This is a genomic window from Marisediminitalea aggregata, assembly GCF_900129565.1.
Classification (GTDB): domain Bacteria; phylum Pseudomonadota; class Gammaproteobacteria; order Enterobacterales; family Alteromonadaceae; genus Alteromonas; species Alteromonas aggregata.
The window spans coordinates 393,770-408,123 of sequence record NZ_FQWD01000004.1; the positions used below are offsets into that span (position 1 = coordinate 393,770).

17 protein-coding genes are annotated in these 14,354 nt (G+C 48.6%); 13 read left to right on the forward strand and 4 right to left on the reverse strand.

The features are described 5' to 3' along the window. The first annotated feature begins 3 nt into the window (after positions 1–3). Both BUB81_RS13260 and BUB81_RS13265 read left to right on the forward strand, forming a co-directional pair. Positions 4–768 (forward strand): SDR family NAD(P)-dependent oxidoreductase, encoded by a 765-nt coding sequence (locus tag BUB81_RS13260; protein ID WP_073323521.1) that lies wholly within the window; start codon positions 4–6, stop codon positions 766–768. A 9-nt stretch (positions 769–777) separates the two neighbouring features. Continuing rightward, on the forward strand, positions 778–1,845 hold the full coding sequence (locus BUB81_RS13265; protein WP_073323523.1) for a phosphotransferase family protein: 1,068 nt from the start codon (positions 778–780) through the stop codon (positions 1,843–1,845). Between the two features lie 252 nt (positions 1,846–2,097). Here the strand turns inward: BUB81_RS13265 and BUB81_RS13270 are convergent, their stop codons facing one another. Further along, entirely contained in the window at positions 2,098–2,841 is a 744-nt protein-coding gene (locus BUB81_RS13270; RefSeq protein WP_073323525.1) for an SDR family oxidoreductase, read from the reverse strand. A 118-nt stretch (positions 2,842–2,959) separates the two neighbouring features. Here BUB81_RS13270 and BUB81_RS13275 point away from each other — a divergent pair, with 118 nt between their 5' ends. Together BUB81_RS13275 and BUB81_RS13280 are read left to right on the forward strand one after the other, a co-directional pair. Then, on the forward strand, positions 2,960–3,859 hold the full coding sequence (locus BUB81_RS13275; RefSeq protein WP_073323527.1) for a LysR family transcriptional regulator: 900 nt from the start codon (positions 2,960–2,962) through the stop codon (positions 3,857–3,859). Between the two features lie 120 nt (positions 3,860–3,979). Next, entirely contained in the window at positions 3,980–5,182 is a 1,203-nt protein-coding gene (locus BUB81_RS13280) for an alpha/beta hydrolase-fold protein (RefSeq protein ID WP_073323529.1), read from the forward strand. A gap of 290 nt (positions 5,183–5,472) precedes the next feature. Here the strand turns inward: BUB81_RS13280 and BUB81_RS13285 are convergent, their stop codons facing one another. After that, the gene (locus BUB81_RS13285; RefSeq protein ID WP_073323531.1) at positions 5,473–6,228 is read right to left on the reverse strand and encodes an SDR family NAD(P)-dependent oxidoreductase; all 756 of its coding nucleotides are present in this window, start codon (positions 6,226–6,228) and stop codon (positions 5,473–5,475) included. Between the two features lie 124 nt (positions 6,229–6,352). Between BUB81_RS13285 and BUB81_RS13290 the strand changes: the two genes are divergently transcribed. The 3 genes from BUB81_RS13290 to BUB81_RS13300 all read left to right on the forward strand — a co-directional run bounded on the left by BUB81_RS13290 (position 6,353) and on the right by BUB81_RS13300 (position 8,524). Beyond that, entirely contained in the window at positions 6,353–7,267 is a 915-nt protein-coding gene (locus tag BUB81_RS13290) for a LysR family transcriptional regulator (RefSeq protein ID WP_073323909.1), read from the forward strand. A 100-nt stretch (positions 7,268–7,367) separates the two neighbouring features. Continuing rightward, positions 7,368–7,808, forward strand: coding sequence for a hypothetical protein (locus tag BUB81_RS13295; protein ID WP_139241580.1), 441 nt, complete (start codon positions 7,368–7,370; stop codon positions 7,806–7,808). A 116-nt stretch (positions 7,809–7,924) separates the two neighbouring features. Continuing rightward, positions 7,925–8,524 carry a DUF2726 domain-containing protein gene (locus tag BUB81_RS13300; RefSeq protein WP_073323535.1) on the forward strand — a complete coding sequence of 200 codons (600 nt, stop codon included), beginning with the start codon at positions 7,925–7,927 and terminating at the stop codon, positions 8,522–8,524. Between the two features lie 34 nt (positions 8,525–8,558). On the opposite strand, the gene BUB81_RS13305 is transcribed toward BUB81_RS13300, so the two are convergent. Continuing rightward, entirely contained in the window at positions 8,559–8,993 is a 435-nt protein-coding gene (locus BUB81_RS13305; RefSeq protein WP_139241581.1) for a hypothetical protein, read from the reverse strand. Then, positions 8,993–10,201, reverse strand: a complete 1,209-nt coding sequence (locus BUB81_RS13310) for a hypothetical protein (protein ID WP_073323537.1) — start codon at positions 10,199–10,201, stop codon at positions 8,993–8,995. Before BUB81_RS13310 ends, BUB81_RS13305 begins: the two co-directional genes overlap by 1 nt. Before the next feature lie 147 nt (positions 10,202–10,348). Here BUB81_RS13310 and BUB81_RS13315 point away from each other — a divergent pair, with 147 nt between their 5' ends. From BUB81_RS13315 to BUB81_RS13340, 6 genes are all read left to right on the forward strand, one after another. Further along, complete coding sequence (locus BUB81_RS13315; RefSeq protein ID WP_073323539.1) at positions 10,349–11,053, forward strand: 5'-methylthioadenosine/adenosylhomocysteine nucleosidase; 705 nt, start codon at positions 10,349–10,351, stop codon at positions 11,051–11,053. 21 nt (positions 11,054–11,074) lie between these two features. Continuing rightward, positions 11,075–12,025: a cobalamin biosynthesis protein CobD/CbiB gene (locus BUB81_RS13320; protein ID WP_073323541.1), complete on the forward strand. Its 951-nt coding sequence runs from the start codon at positions 11,075–11,077 to the stop codon at positions 12,023–12,025. Continuing rightward, a complete protein-coding gene (locus BUB81_RS13325; protein ID WP_073323543.1) occupies positions 12,022–12,840 on the forward strand; it encodes a cobalamin-binding protein in 819 nt (272 codons plus the stop codon). The genes BUB81_RS13320 and BUB81_RS13325 overlap by 4 nt, the downstream gene beginning before the upstream one ends. 25 nt (positions 12,841–12,865) lie before the next feature. After that, on the forward strand, positions 12,866–13,246 hold the full coding sequence (locus BUB81_RS13330) for a rhodanese-like domain-containing protein (protein ID WP_073323545.1): 381 nt from the start codon (positions 12,866–12,868) through the stop codon (positions 13,244–13,246). A gap of 94 nt (positions 13,247–13,340) precedes the next feature. After that, positions 13,341–13,733: a DUF2721 domain-containing protein gene (locus tag BUB81_RS13335; protein ID WP_073323547.1), complete on the forward strand. Its 393-nt coding sequence runs from the start codon at positions 13,341–13,343 to the stop codon at positions 13,731–13,733. Then, positions 13,717–14,292, forward strand: a complete 576-nt coding sequence (locus BUB81_RS13340) for a GNAT family N-acetyltransferase (RefSeq protein ID WP_073323549.1) — start codon at positions 13,717–13,719, stop codon at positions 14,290–14,292. Before BUB81_RS13335 ends, BUB81_RS13340 begins: the two co-directional genes overlap by 17 nt. Positions 14,293–14,354: the final 62 nt, after the last annotated feature.

Genomic DNA, 14,354 nt, shown 5'->3' on the forward strand with positions numbered 1-14,354 from the left:
GTTATGCAAGATTTGTTTTCTCTGAAAGATAAGGTGGCGTTGATCACCGGTTCAACCAAAGGCATCGGCCTGAGTATTGCCGAAACCTATGCCGCTGCCGGTGCAAAGGTCGTAATTTCCAGCCGTAAGGCGGAAGTCTGCGAAGCCGTGGCTAACGACTTACGCGAGAAGGGTTACGAGGCAATTGCCAAGCCTTGCCATATTGGCGACAAAGCGCAGTTGCAGGATCTGGTAGATACCACGCTCGCTACCTGGGGAAAGATTGATGTGTTGGTATGTAACGCCGCCACTAACCCGGTGTACGGGCCGCTGTCAGAGTTAACTGACGACGCCTGGGACAAAATCATGGATACCAATGTAAAAAGCACCTTTTGGCTGTGCAACATGGTACTTCCCGGCATGGCTGAAGCCGGTGGCGGTTCGGTGATTTTACTGTCGAGCATCGCAGCCATTAAAGGCAACGACAAAATTGGTTGCTACGGTATGTCAAAAGCCGCTGAAGCTGCGCTTACCCGTAACCTGGCTGTTGAGTGGGGGCCAAAAGGTATTCGCGTAAACGCCATTGCACCGGGCGTGGTGGTCACTGACTTTGCCAAAGCGCTGGTAGAAGACCCTAAACGCAAAGCCATTGTAGAAAACCAGACGCCACTTCGCCGGCTCGGGCAGCCTATCGACATCGCGGGCGTCGCTCAGTTTTTGGCTACGGACGCCTCGGCCTACATGACTGGCCAGTATTTAGTCGCCGATGGCGGCACGACTATTTGTTAAGGAGGTATTATGAGTGCTCATGAAGCCACCTTAGTCGATGTGCTCGCTGCCCATGCTTTTGACGAGTCGGCACTGCAAGCCTATTTGCAAACAACACTGAATCAGACGTTCAGTAACTTCTCAATTCAGCAGTTTCAGGGCGGGCAATCCAACCCGACCTTCAAAGTCATTGCCGACGATCACCAGTGGGTGCTGCGTAAAAAGCCTGTTGGAAAGCTGCTCCCGTCTGCCCATCAGATCAACCGGGAATACCGGGTAATGGCGGCGCTAGCTAATACGCCTGTACCGGTGCCTACCATGATTTGCTACTGCGACGATCAAAGCATTATTGGTACCGAGTTCTATGTCATGGACTATGTGCCGGGATTGCTGATCGAACATCCGGCCTGCGAAGGGTTGTCGGCGTCTGACACACAACATATATACGCCAGTATGGCCGACACACTGGCCGCTCTGCACAATGTCGATATTGCCAGTGTTGGCCTTGATGATTACGCCAGAGGTGGTGACTATTACGCGCGCCAGATTAAACGCTGGAGCGAACAATACCGCCAGTCTTGTGAACCACCAGCAGGCGGTGGCGAAGGTGCCAGAGCCATGCAGTATTTAATGGCCTATCTGCCCGACAACATCCCTGCCGATACTACTACGTGCTTAGTACACGGTGACTTTCGGATTGGTAATCTGTTGTTTAACAGCGATAGCAAAGATGTGGCTGCTGTGCTGGATTGGGAGCTATCCACCTTAGGGCATCCACTAGCCGATCTGGCCTATTGCTGTATTCCCTATCACCTGCCACAAGACGACACCGGCACAAAAGGGTTGGTGGGTATAGACCTTGAAACGCGCGGCATCCCTACTGAGGCAGAGTTTATCCAACGCTACTGCAGTGGCACAGGTCGTGACAACATTGAACAATGGCCCTTCTATGTGGCGTTTTCCATGTTCCGGCTCGCTGCCATTTTACAAGGCGTGTACGCCAGAGCCATTCAGGGTAACGCCAGCTCCGCCAACGCCCTAACAGTAGGCGCACGAGCCGCATTACTGGCCACTACTGCTGCAAAGTTGGTGAGTTAACATGCCCTGAAACACCACAAACCGTCATCCCTGAAACCATACTTCCCATCGTCCCTGAAACGCGCAGCGTTATCAGGGATCTCGGTACCTTGCACAACAACCGCCCGGCAACGCTAATGAGAGCCGAATTGAAACTCCACTCATCTTCAAGCTGGGTTGCTACGCTCCATTTAACTGAAACCATACTTCCCGTCATCCCTGAAACGCACAGCGTTATCAGGGATCTTAGGAGCGGATACAACACCCGCTACATCAAAATTCCTGCACAGTAGGGCGTAATACAATTTCGTTGATATCCACATCACGTGGCTGCTCGATGGCGTAGGCAATCGCCCTGGCAACTGAATCTGCAGGGATAGCTTGTTTGTAGAAATCCACCACGAAGTCAGAACTTGCCTGATGTGACGAGCCGTATTTTAACTCAGAGTCAACCGCACCCGGTTCAATCGACGTGGTACGAATATTTCCACCAACCTCATGGCGAAGTCCTTCAGATATTGCACGAACAGCAAATTTAGTTCCGCTGTACACAGTTCCGCCTGGGCTGAATACTTTTAAGCCCGCAACAGAAGAAATATTAATAAAATGGCCTGATTGCTGATCTTCAAATACCGGTAACGCAGCGGCGATCCCGTTGAGTACACCTTTGATATTAATATCGATCATGCTATTCCATTCATCCACTTTCAGCTCTTGTAACGGTGCAATAGACATCAACCCTGCGTTATTAATAATAACGTCCAGTTTGCCGTAAGTTTGCACCGCCAAATCCACCAAATCCTTCACGCTTTCCAACGACGTGACGTCCATTGTGTTGAAAGTCGCTTCACCGCCTGCGCGCTGAATATCTACACAGATTGCTCGTAACTTTTCGGTTCGTCTGGCACCCAGTACCACCTTTGCGCCCAGGCTCGCCAGATGACGAGCAGTAGCTTCCCCTAAACCACTGCTGGCACCTGTAATAACTACTACTTTACCTTGAATTGAATCACTCATATCTGTCTCCAAATAAATTGCCAAATGCACGATGCAGACAAATTATCTGGTATGGATGTATTCCAGTATATGAATTTGATACGCTTTCTGAATTCCAAAAATAGGAATAAATAAATAAATGAATAACAAACTGGAAATGCTTCGAATTTTTAGTGTTGCCGCAGAAAATCTGAGCTTCAAAGAAACTGCAGTAAAATTAAGCATTTCGCCTCAAGCTGTGACACGCGCAATAAAAGAGCTCGAAAACTTGCAGGGTGAATTACTGTTCCACCGGAATACACGCCACATGCAACTGACTCACTTTGGCCACCGCCTGTTCGATAAAGCAAAACCGTTGATCAAAGAATTTGATGCTTTATTTGAGCGCAATGCCGAAGAGGCGAATGAAGGACTTGCCGGAAAAGTAAGAATTGCTGCCCCACTGGGTTTTGGACGCTCAGTTGTTACCCCAATTGTGGTGCAATTACTGAAAAAATACCCTGACATTAATATAGAACTCATGCTCAGTGATAAGCGTGCTGATGTGGTTGAAGAACGTATCGACATTGGTTTGCGGATTGGTTTTATTCGTGACAATCGCTTTATCGTTAAGAAAATCGGACAAATTGAATTCTTTGTTGTGGCAGCGCCGGAACTCATTCAACAACTAGGGAGCCCTCAAACCCCGAGCGATTTACATCACCTTCCCACTTCATCGGTATTAGACCCCGGCACAGGCCGAACATGGCCCTGGTATTTTAAATCGGCCAACGAACTGCATTCTTTCAACTCGCGCATTGTATTTGACGATGCAGAAGCGGAGTTCAAAGCCGCACTGGATGGACTGGTTTTTGCTCAGGTTCCCAGCTTCCTAGCCAATAAAGAACTGAACAATAAAACGTTGATTCGGGTCCTTAAGGAATATGATCCCGAGCCCTGGACATTGTTTATTTACCGGCCCCAAAGAGGCCCGGTTCCCAAGCGCGTTCGAGTTATATTTGATGAATTGGTTAGCAACATTTCGAACAGTGGGATTTGAGTGAACATTTGCTTATGGGTATTAGATTCCTAGATGATATGCAAGCAACTAGACTCTTTTTGAACAATAACTTACTGTTAAGAACAACCTGGTAAACAGGCATAAAAATAAGGATGTTGTATGACTAAGTTTGTCAGTATGATCGTGTTGTTCATCTTAACAACATGCAGCGCATACTCGGATTCATTTAAAGAGAATGCCGTTGAGCGTCACCTTCCCTTTCAAAAAATAGCGATCACGTCTGCTGTATTAAATGAAACCATTGATATCTATGTTCAATTACCTTTTCAGTATGAAAGTGAATTCAGTCAACACTATCGTTATCCGGTGCTTTACACATTAGATGCGCCTGTAGGCTTGCCGCTGGTATCTGGCATTCTTGAACCGCTGGTCGGCTATAATAACGCCCCCCAAATGATCGTGGTCGGGATTTCTACAGCTAACAGAGGCCGGGATTTTACCCCAACGCCTGACGTCAATTATGAAGAACAAAGCGGTGGAGCAGATACCTACTTGCGGTTTATTGAACAGGAAGTCATTCCCTTCATAGACGCAAAGTTTCGTACCGAAGAGTTCAGGATACTCTCGGGTCATTCATACGGTGGACTGCTTGTTTCGCATAGTTTTCATAAAAAGCCCGACTTGTTCCAGGCGCACTTTGCGTTTAGCCCTTCCCTTTTTTGGAATAACGGGGAAACAGTCCGCGACATTATCAAGTTCATCAATAAAAACCCTTCCCACAGAAACTTTCTGTACATGAATATTGGGAATGAAGGCAATCCGGAGTCTGACTCCCCGGAAGGCGTGCAAATGCTGTCTGGCATTCGACAAATAGAAAGCGCATTTGCAGATCTGAATACGCAAAGTTTGCGTTTCAAAGTCGAGTACTTTCCAAACGAGCCACACCAAAACACGCCAATTTATGGTGTTATTGGGGCACTCAGAGGTTTATATCCTCAATGGTCAATTCCCTATCAAACCGCACTCGAGGGTTACGAGAGTGTACTAGCTCATTTCAACGAACTATCTACCCTGTATGGCTACAAAATCGAACCTAAAGAATGGGAGATGTTCGATGAAGGGTTAGGTCAACTGCATTACCTGCAAAACCCCGCTGAAGCGATCAAATATTTCAGCTACAACATTAAGCAGGATCCCACTACATATCGCTCGCGGGTCCATATTATTGATGCCTATTTGCAACTGGGGAATAAAGAAAAAGCCCTAGAACAGGTAAATATGTTGCTGAGCAGAGACGACTTGACGGATGAAGAGCGTCAGCAACTCACTGACAAGAAGGTAACGGTTACTGAGCCGTTGTAAGCAAAGATCCCTGATAACGCTGCGCGTTTCAGGGACGACGGGTGAGAGGCATTTAAGGGACGACGGGTGGGAGGCATTTAAGGGACGACGGGTGGGAGGCATTTAAGGGATGACGTGGAGCGGCGTTTAAGGGATGACGGGGGGAGGCATTTCCTGTATGTCTGCAAATAAGTTACAAGGAAAGCGTCGGGTTGTATTTCGCGAGTAACGTATAGTGAAGATAAGCGGGAATCTGCCTCTCAGTATCAGCAAGTTAAGTGATTCGGCGGCACTGAAAGACAGAATATTAATTACAACATCATACCGCCCGATGCTTCGATACGCTGGCCGTTAATCCAGTAACTCTTTTCACTTAAGAGCGTGGCGATAGCGCCGCCGATATCATCTGGCAATCCAACCCGTCCTAACGCAGTTTGTGAAGCAATGGCCTGATTGAGCGCTTGGTTGTCCCTAACCTCACCGCCACGGAAATCCGTTTCAATGGCACCAGGTGCCAGGGTGTTCACCCGAATCTTTCGCGGGCCAAGCTCTTTCGCCATGTATCGGGTCATAACCTCTACCGCGCCCTTTGCCATGCCGTAGGCGCTGTAACCCGGAAAACAAAAACGACTGAGCCCTGAAGACACGTTTAAGATTGCGCCGCCATCGGCAATCACCGGCAGCAGTGATTGGGTCAAAAAATACGGCCCTTTCACATGCATGTTTAATAAGCTATCCACCTGCTCCAGTGTAGTGTCTGCAAACGGGGCATTGATGCCCGCACCCGCATTATTCACCAGGTAATCAATACTATTACGGCCAATTTTATTGGTTAGCTGGTGCGTTAAATTTGCAACAAAAGCGTCAAAACTATCAATGGCAGCGGTATCCAATTGCATGGCCAGCGCTTGTTGACCGGCCCACTCGACTTCTTTTACCAGTGAATCAGCCGCCTCTTTATTACTGTGATAAGTGATTACAACGTCGCAGCCCTCTGCCGCCAGTGCCAATGCACCCGCCCTGCCTAACCCTCTGCTTCCGCCGGTAATTAATGCCATTTTGTTCATCTTTTTGCCTCTGTGTTTAAGACCTGAAGGGATAATTCAGAGACAGTTTATGCTCTGTTTATTGTTTGAAAAACACAGCGAAACCGATAACATTGTTCAATTAAAACAAACAATGAGCTGCACGATGGACAAATTTGAGATGTTAACCCGGTTTTCAGAAACCGCCAGAATAGGCAGTTTTAGCGGGGCCGCAGAATACCTGGGGTTACCTAAATCCAGTATATCTCAGGCGGTACAAAACCTGGAGAAAACCCTCGGTACCCGCTTGCTGCATCGTAGCACTCGCCGGGTGAGCTTAACGCCCGACGGTGAGGCCTTTTTACCGCAATGCCGCGCATTACTGGCAGAACTCGAAGCCATGGAAACGCAGTTTGTGAGCAACCCAGCTGATTTGCGCGGCGAGTTGCGTGTGGATATGCCAAGCCGGTTTGCGTCAAATATCCTTATACCTAAACTGGGCGACTTTATTGAGAAGCACTCCAATTTGAGACTACGCATCAGCAGCTACGATCACCGCATTGATATGATTAAAGAAGGCATTGACTGTGTGATCAGAGTGGGCGATTTAGCAGACAGCAGCCTGATTGCCAGACCGCTGTTGCGCTACCGTGTTGTGAACTGTGTAAGTCAGTCTTATGCAATGCGCTTCGGTATTCCGAAAGCGCTGGAAGATCTGCAGCATCACAAATTGATTGATTATTCCCACTCACTGAGTCAGCGTGCCGGCGAGTTTGAATATACTACTGTTGACGGCACACACACCCTGACCATGCCAAGTGCCCTCGCGGTAAATGGGACAGAGGCCTATTATTCTGCTTGCCTGAACGGCTTGGGAATAGCTCAGCTCCCGATAGTTGGTGTAGAGCAAGAGATAGCCAATGGTCGTCTTATTTGCGTATTAAAAGAGTTCGAAGCGCCCGCTATGCCGGTAAATTTAATTTATCCCTCCAGACAGCAGTTATCTCCGCGATTAAAAGCGTTCGCTGACTGGCTGGTAAATATGTTGAATGACATGGGTCCCGATACTACGAACATCTGATATCCCACTTCCGTTGGCCCTATACCTAACCACTCGAACGTATACCCTTTGTGAATGGTAAGGCATTGCCAGTCGACGCTTGCTCTCCTATAGTGTGAGTATGACTAATATTCGATACATGACGACCTACATGACTATGCGCCGGTACCTACTTTCTGCCTTGGGCTTTTCGATGATGACGCTGAGTATGTCTGCTCACGCAACCTCGGCCCCTGAGTCGCAGCCTGATATCACGTCATGCCCAGCATCATTTTATGCCGTTAAAATTCATGAAGAAGCGCGTCAGTGTCAGCGTTTTGACGCACAGATGCCTGCGTCTATGGTGTATTTTGTTAATGACTCTACCGATGCGCTGGTTGCATTTTATCTGGCACTGATGCCTGACCTGCACCTGAAAGGCGAACACAACGCCAGAATCCTGTTAACCAATGACGCAGGTGACGTTCGCGTGGTGGTATCCCCCGACGGTGAGGGTGCACAAATCGATATTTTAGTAGTTGCTGACACCCAAACCTCCACCGAATCATCAGCTGCGGAATAGCCCTTAACCTCTCCTATCATTATTGGCATTGCCTTTGCAATTTCTTCAATACGTTCGATAACGGCGCCGGAAAGTCATTTTTTTGACACTTCGGACTGATACACATTGAGGAAATTATGGAACTTGCCATTGTCTTATTTATGTTACTGATTGTTGTTGCGATTGGTGCGCTTAAGCTCGCTGATCACGGTGTGAGTTTTCCTTTCCGTAAAAAGCAGCAACTGTTTACTCAGGTAGAACACACGTTTATTAATTTGCTTGAACAAGCCGTTGGCCGGGAATTTCGCATTGTTTCACGTGTGCGACTTAACGACTTACTGGCGGTGCGCACTTCAGCGAACAAGCGTCAGGCGCGTCAGGCGCTGCTGCGTGCAGGCAGTAAACAACTCGATTTTGTGTTGTGTCGTCGTGACGACATGACGCCGGTGCTGGCTATTGATTTAGTGCACAAGCAAGGCAAAGAAGGTTATAAAACCCAGCGCGACTGGTTTGTAAGCGGCGCACTGGATGCAGCTGGCATTCCCCATGCGCGGTTCAAAGTGAAATCAGGCTATTCGGTAGAAGAAGTGCGTGAATGCGTTGAAACCAAGTTACTGCCTTTGCGCAAACAGCAGGCTAAACTGGACGCCAGTAAGATGAATCCACCAGCGCCGAAGCGCCCTACCCGCCCGGTTCGCTCAAGCCGTCAAGCAGGTGGTCAGCAGGTCGCTGCTTAAACTCAACAATACCCTCCAGGCAATACCACACTGGTTATTGCCTGGTTTGATAAACAACAGTTAAATGATCCGGAATCGGCACGTCGGCAGGGAAAAAAGCCACCGTGCCTTTATGCGTTGAAATATACGCCAGTAAATTCTCGACATCCTGCATTTCCTTGGGCGGCTTTGAACGCCCGCTAAAACGCATTTGCGACCAGTACGACTGAATCCTAGACTCCGTCAGACCAATGATTTTGGTATTAAATACCGCTCGGGTTAAGGTTTCAGGCGGTAGCGACACCGGCTCTAGCACCACGTCAATAGTGTTACCCATGAACAAGTTTCTGACTTCGCGCTTGTCCAGTCGGATATCTTTATTTTCAACGTTAGCAACAACCACCACATCCCGACTTTCAGCCACGCTCTCGCCGGAGCCTATTGCCCCCCAACACACCAGTACCAATGACAACTTCATAAAATATCGCATCAGAACACAAACTCCATTCCAAATTGATACAAGTTCGCCCGCTCATCAAACGCACTTGCTGCGCTTTCAGAGAGTGGCTCAAAAGTAGAAATACCAACTCCGCCCTGATAATGACTTACTTCAGCTTTAAATGCCACATTTACGCCCGCGTCCCATCTTACGCCAAGGGTCAGACTCTTTAAATCAGACGCCTTGGTACGCTGCAGCGTGGTGTTATACGCAATGAATAATTGATCCAGCCCGGGGTTAACACCAAACGGTATTTCATTGACTGGCTCGACATCAGATGTGATGAGATTTGCAAATGTTAAGTGGGCTGTAACCGAATCGAATACATAGCCACCTTGAACGTAGTAACTGGCAATGTTAGGTGCCAAGATGGTATTGGACGTAATCTTCATCCATTCCCAGGCCAAATGATAGTCAAACTCTTCGTAAATGGCGCCTAACTGATATATATCAAATTCGCCCTCCATGGTAAGCGAGTTGGCACTCTGCACGAACCCCGCGCCTCGCAAGATATTGGCAAATTCTGTAATTTCCTCTAGATCCAACGCAAAGTCAGCGGTGATATACGAAGATCGAAGTTTAAGGTGATTCCCTACAATGGCATTGAAAACCACGCCCTGCAAATTATCGATGTCAGTGGGATAACGCTTTTGTTGAAAGCTCGTATTCCCATTGTAACGACCGGTATAAAGCTCAATCGCACCACTTACCTGACCCAGAGAAAACCGGTGAATACCGCTTACGCCTTCGTACTGGTTAAACAAAAAAGCGCTGTAGAGTTGTTGCGGAGGAGAGAGCCAGGCATAAGCAAAGCCGACATCCAGCACATCGGAATAATGGTAAAAGGGCGTACGCATCTTGCCCGCTTTAAATAACCACTGAGAATTTGGTTCGTAAGTCAGGTAAAACCATTCAATGCCTGAGTCACGCTCACTATTGTTGTGGGCCAATAACTGGGACGTCACTGAAAGGGTATCAGTTAAATGATAATCAGCCTGTATCGCCAGTAAACTTTGTTCACTGAATGTCAATTCATTGGTGTAGCCTTCAAACGAGACGTTATTGTCGTCGAGATAACCCGCAACCAATCGGCCAAAGCCGGATATTTCTAATTTTTCGGCACCGTAGCAAACCTGACTTGCGCTTAAGCAAGCCGCTGCGAGACACAATAAAACGCGCATGTTAAGGCGCTTGTACATACCTTTACCCTATCAACCACTGTCATCGCTGAGTATAGATTAATTTGGCGATTTGCTATGAGAATATTGCTATTCATATTAGACTTTCGGGCTTCTTATTGACCATACTGAGTGACATCAGTTTTTCACACAATCAAAAGGTATCCCATGAAAATTGGAATTCTTGGCGCAATGGATCAGGAAGTTGCGCTACTTCAGGCCAGCTTAGACAACCCGGAAGTAGTGGAGTGGAAACATTTAACGTTTTACACCGGCTCGTTACACGGCGTAGAAGTGGTCGTAGTAAAGTGTGGTATTGGTAAGGTTGCAGCCGCAGTCGCGACTACTGCACTGGTAGATCGGTTTGCGCCGGACTACGTGGTCAATACGGGTTCAGCCGGTGGCTTCGATACCGACTTGAACATTGGCGATTTGGTGATTGCGACCTCTGTACTGCACCACGATATCGACATCACCCACTTTGGTTATACGCTTGGTCAGGCTGCTGGTATGCCTGCGACTTACGAAAGCGACGAAACGCTGATTCTGGCTGCGGAACAGGCAGCAGAGCAATCGCTGGATGTCACCACCAAACGCGGCCTTATCTGCACGGGTGATTCGTTTATTGGCAGTGACGAGGCGGCTGCGCGTTTACGCGAGGCGTTCCCGACTATGGCCGCCGTTGAAATGGAAGGTGCTGCCATTGCACAAACCTGTTTTATGCTCAGCACACCGTTTTTAGTGATCCGCTCTTTGTCTGATATTGCAGGCAAAACCTCAACGGTATCTTTCCAGTCCTACCTTGAAAAAGCCGCCAAGCACTCTGCAGAACTCGTTATGCAAATGATTGCGGTACTGGCCAAACAAGACTAAACGGAACGCTATACCCTCACTATGACCAGCAGCGAACTCTCACCCTGGCTTATCGCATTAATGACAGTGCTGCTGGTGATCCTCGTCGACAGAGTCTGGCATATACCCGATCGTTTTAATCCGGTGACGCTCTACCGTCTCATGGTACTTAACCTGGCAACGCGGGTATTGCCTGACCAGACAGCACCAACGTCTCAACACTATATTTCAGGCACTCTGGGTATCATTGTTTTGTTGGTGCCTATGCTGGTTGTGGTTGCCATCATTATCAGTGCAATGGAGTTCAAACAGGTTGTCGACGGGCTGATCTTGTTTGGCTGTGTTGGCTTTTACAACATAAGAAAACAATACAAAGCCGTTGTTTATTGCTTATCGAAACAAAAAAAGCTGCTGGCTCGTGAGCGGGTGAGTCACTTGGTAGCACGCCAAACCGACCGGCTGTCTGACATCGGTATCGCCAAGGCGGCTATCGAGTCGTATTTACTGCGATTTTTACAACAGTTTATTGGGGTACTGTTTTGGTTTTTGCTGGCCGGTCCGATTGCCGCCCTCGGATACCGATTGTTGCTGGAGTTTCGCTGGCAATGGCATCGACAGCGGCCGGGCTTCGAACGGTTTAGTATACCCGCATACTACCTTACTCAGGTGCTGATTTGGCCTGGATATGTGATAGGTACAATGCTGCTCATGCTGGTGACCTCACCGTTGAAAGGTGTTGCGGCATGGCGCAATGCCCGACAAAAAGATCTCACCAGTACTGTGCTCGCCATGTTTGGTGGCAGCATGAACATTATTCTGGGTGGCCCTAATATTTATAATGATCGTACCGTTCGGCATCAGCGCGTCGGTGGTGCGAACCAGGTACGTTTTTCCGATTTAACTTATGTGTTGCGTGCCATTAACCGCGCAACTTGGCTGGGTATGATTTTACTCACGCTGGTAATGATAACCTCTTGGCAAATAACAAAATGAAATACACATGGATAGGTTTAGCTCTGCTTGTAGTCAGTAACCAGGTATTGGCAAAGACCCGGATCGTCACATTGGCCCCGCATTTAACTGAGTGGATATATAGCCTTGAACTGGAATCTCAGTTAGTCGCTGTAAGTGCATTTAGCGACTACCCGGCGGCCGCTAGCGCTCTGCCCGTTGTGGCTGATTATCAGGGCGTGGATTTTACCGCACTGATGGCGCTGGAGCCTGATCTGATCCTTGCCTGGGGCGGCGGCAACAAGCCCCAGGACATCGCACGGCTAAAGTCACTGGGGTTTGACGTATTTGTATCTCAACCTAAAACGCTGGATGACATTGCTACAGAGCTATCTGCGCTCGCAGCCAAACTGGACAAGGCCGAACTGGCGCGTCAGCTTACTCAGCAATACCGTGCTCAATTGCAAAGCATTCAAAGCCTGTATGCGCATAGTCAGCCGGTGTCGGTATTCTATTACATGTGGCAACAACCACTTATGACTATAGGTGCCGATGCATGGGCTAATCAGGCCTTGTCGTTGTGTCGCGCTGAGCATATATTTAACGATTCGCCGATTGATTATCCTCAGGTTACCGTTCGCCAGGTTGTTGCGCGCCAGCCAGAATTATTAGTGGCCGCCAGTGACCAGTCTGAAGAAGCGTTGACGGCGTTCTGGCAAAGCCATGGAGCACTTATTCAGGCACCGCTTATCCGCGCCAATGCCAACGCATTACACCGTTTTTCGCTTCGCATTGTGCCTGCAATCGGCGAGCTGTGTGAACGTATTGATTCTGTACGTGAGAAAACCATAAATTAGCAGCGAGAAGTGCAACGGAGGGGTTATGAGATTAATACAACGATTCGCAACTGGCCTGTGTTTGAGCCTGTTTGTCTGGCACGCTATCGCCGACGATACCCCTGCTTATATTACGCCGGTCAGCGTAGCGGAACTGGGTGAGCAAGGCTTTGACGGCGTAATTCTGGATGTGCGCACCCCTGAAGAATTCGCCCAAGCCCATATCCCGAATGCCCTGAATGTCCCTCATCCACTGCTGACTAACCACCTTGCCACACTGGGTAAAACGGACACACCTCTGCTGATATATTGCCGCTCGGGCCGTCGCGCCAGGATCGCAATGGATCAGTTGCACGACCTTGGGTTCCGTAAACTGTATCACTTGTCGGGTGACATGCAGGCCTGGCAAGCTTATTCAAAACCGTAAATTAAGCAGCGGTACGGCTGCACCGCCGTAGACAGCGAGCGTAATTCGCGGCATCATTACAGCTCATATTTAACCCCAGCTTTAACTCGATCCTATGACCATTGATATTGCAACGCCGGCTATGCTGTTTCCGGCGATTTCGTTGTTGTTACTGGCTTACACGAACCGGTTTTTAACACTGGCTTCCCTGATACGCCATTTTGACAACGACAACAGCAACGAAAACACCCAGGCGCAAATACTGAACTTGCGCAAACGCATCCACTACATAAAACGTATGCAGGAAGCCGGCGTATTCAGCTTCTTCTTATGCGTACTGTCGATGCTGGCTATTTATTTGTCGTATCAGCTGGTGGGCAACTGGCTGTTCGCTGCTAGCCTGGTGTGTTTGCTATATAGCTTGTGGCAGTCTGTGCGCGAAATCCGCATATCTCTTGACGCGCTGGACGTGCATTTACAGGGGTTGGACCTTGGCAAAAAATCCTGAGTCAGTGACCTACGGGCCGCTCTTGCCCGAGCACTTCGACGCCATTATTGCACTGGGTAACCGGGTACAAGGCGACGGGTACCTGAATGAAGACAACTTACGCACGTATTATGAACTTGGCTTACTCAACGGGATCAACAGTGGTCATGTAGCCTGGTTCAACAATGAAATAGTGGGCTTTCGCTTAACCTTCGCCCCGGGGAAATGGGCTATTGATAAGTGGTGTTCACCCGCATTGTGGGGTGTTGAGCTCGCCAATGTATGTTACTTCAAGTGCAATACCGTTGATCCTGCGATGCAAGGCTTTGGCATTGGTACAACCTTGTTGAATCTGGCTAAACAAAGCGCGGCGGAACAAGGAGCGAAAGCAGGATTAGCGCACATCTGGCTGGCCAGTCCGGGAAACAGCGCGTTCCGCTACTTCAGTAAAAATGGCGGCGAGTTAATCAAAGAGCATCCGAATAAATGGCGCGAGGCGGCATTATATGAAGGTTACGACTGCCCGGTATGCCCCGACACCTGCGAGTGTGTCGCCGCTGAAATGCTGCTGAAATTCTAGCGCTTTTTTCTACATTCCTCATACAAAAAAAGCGTGTTACCGGTACGCCGATAACACGCTTT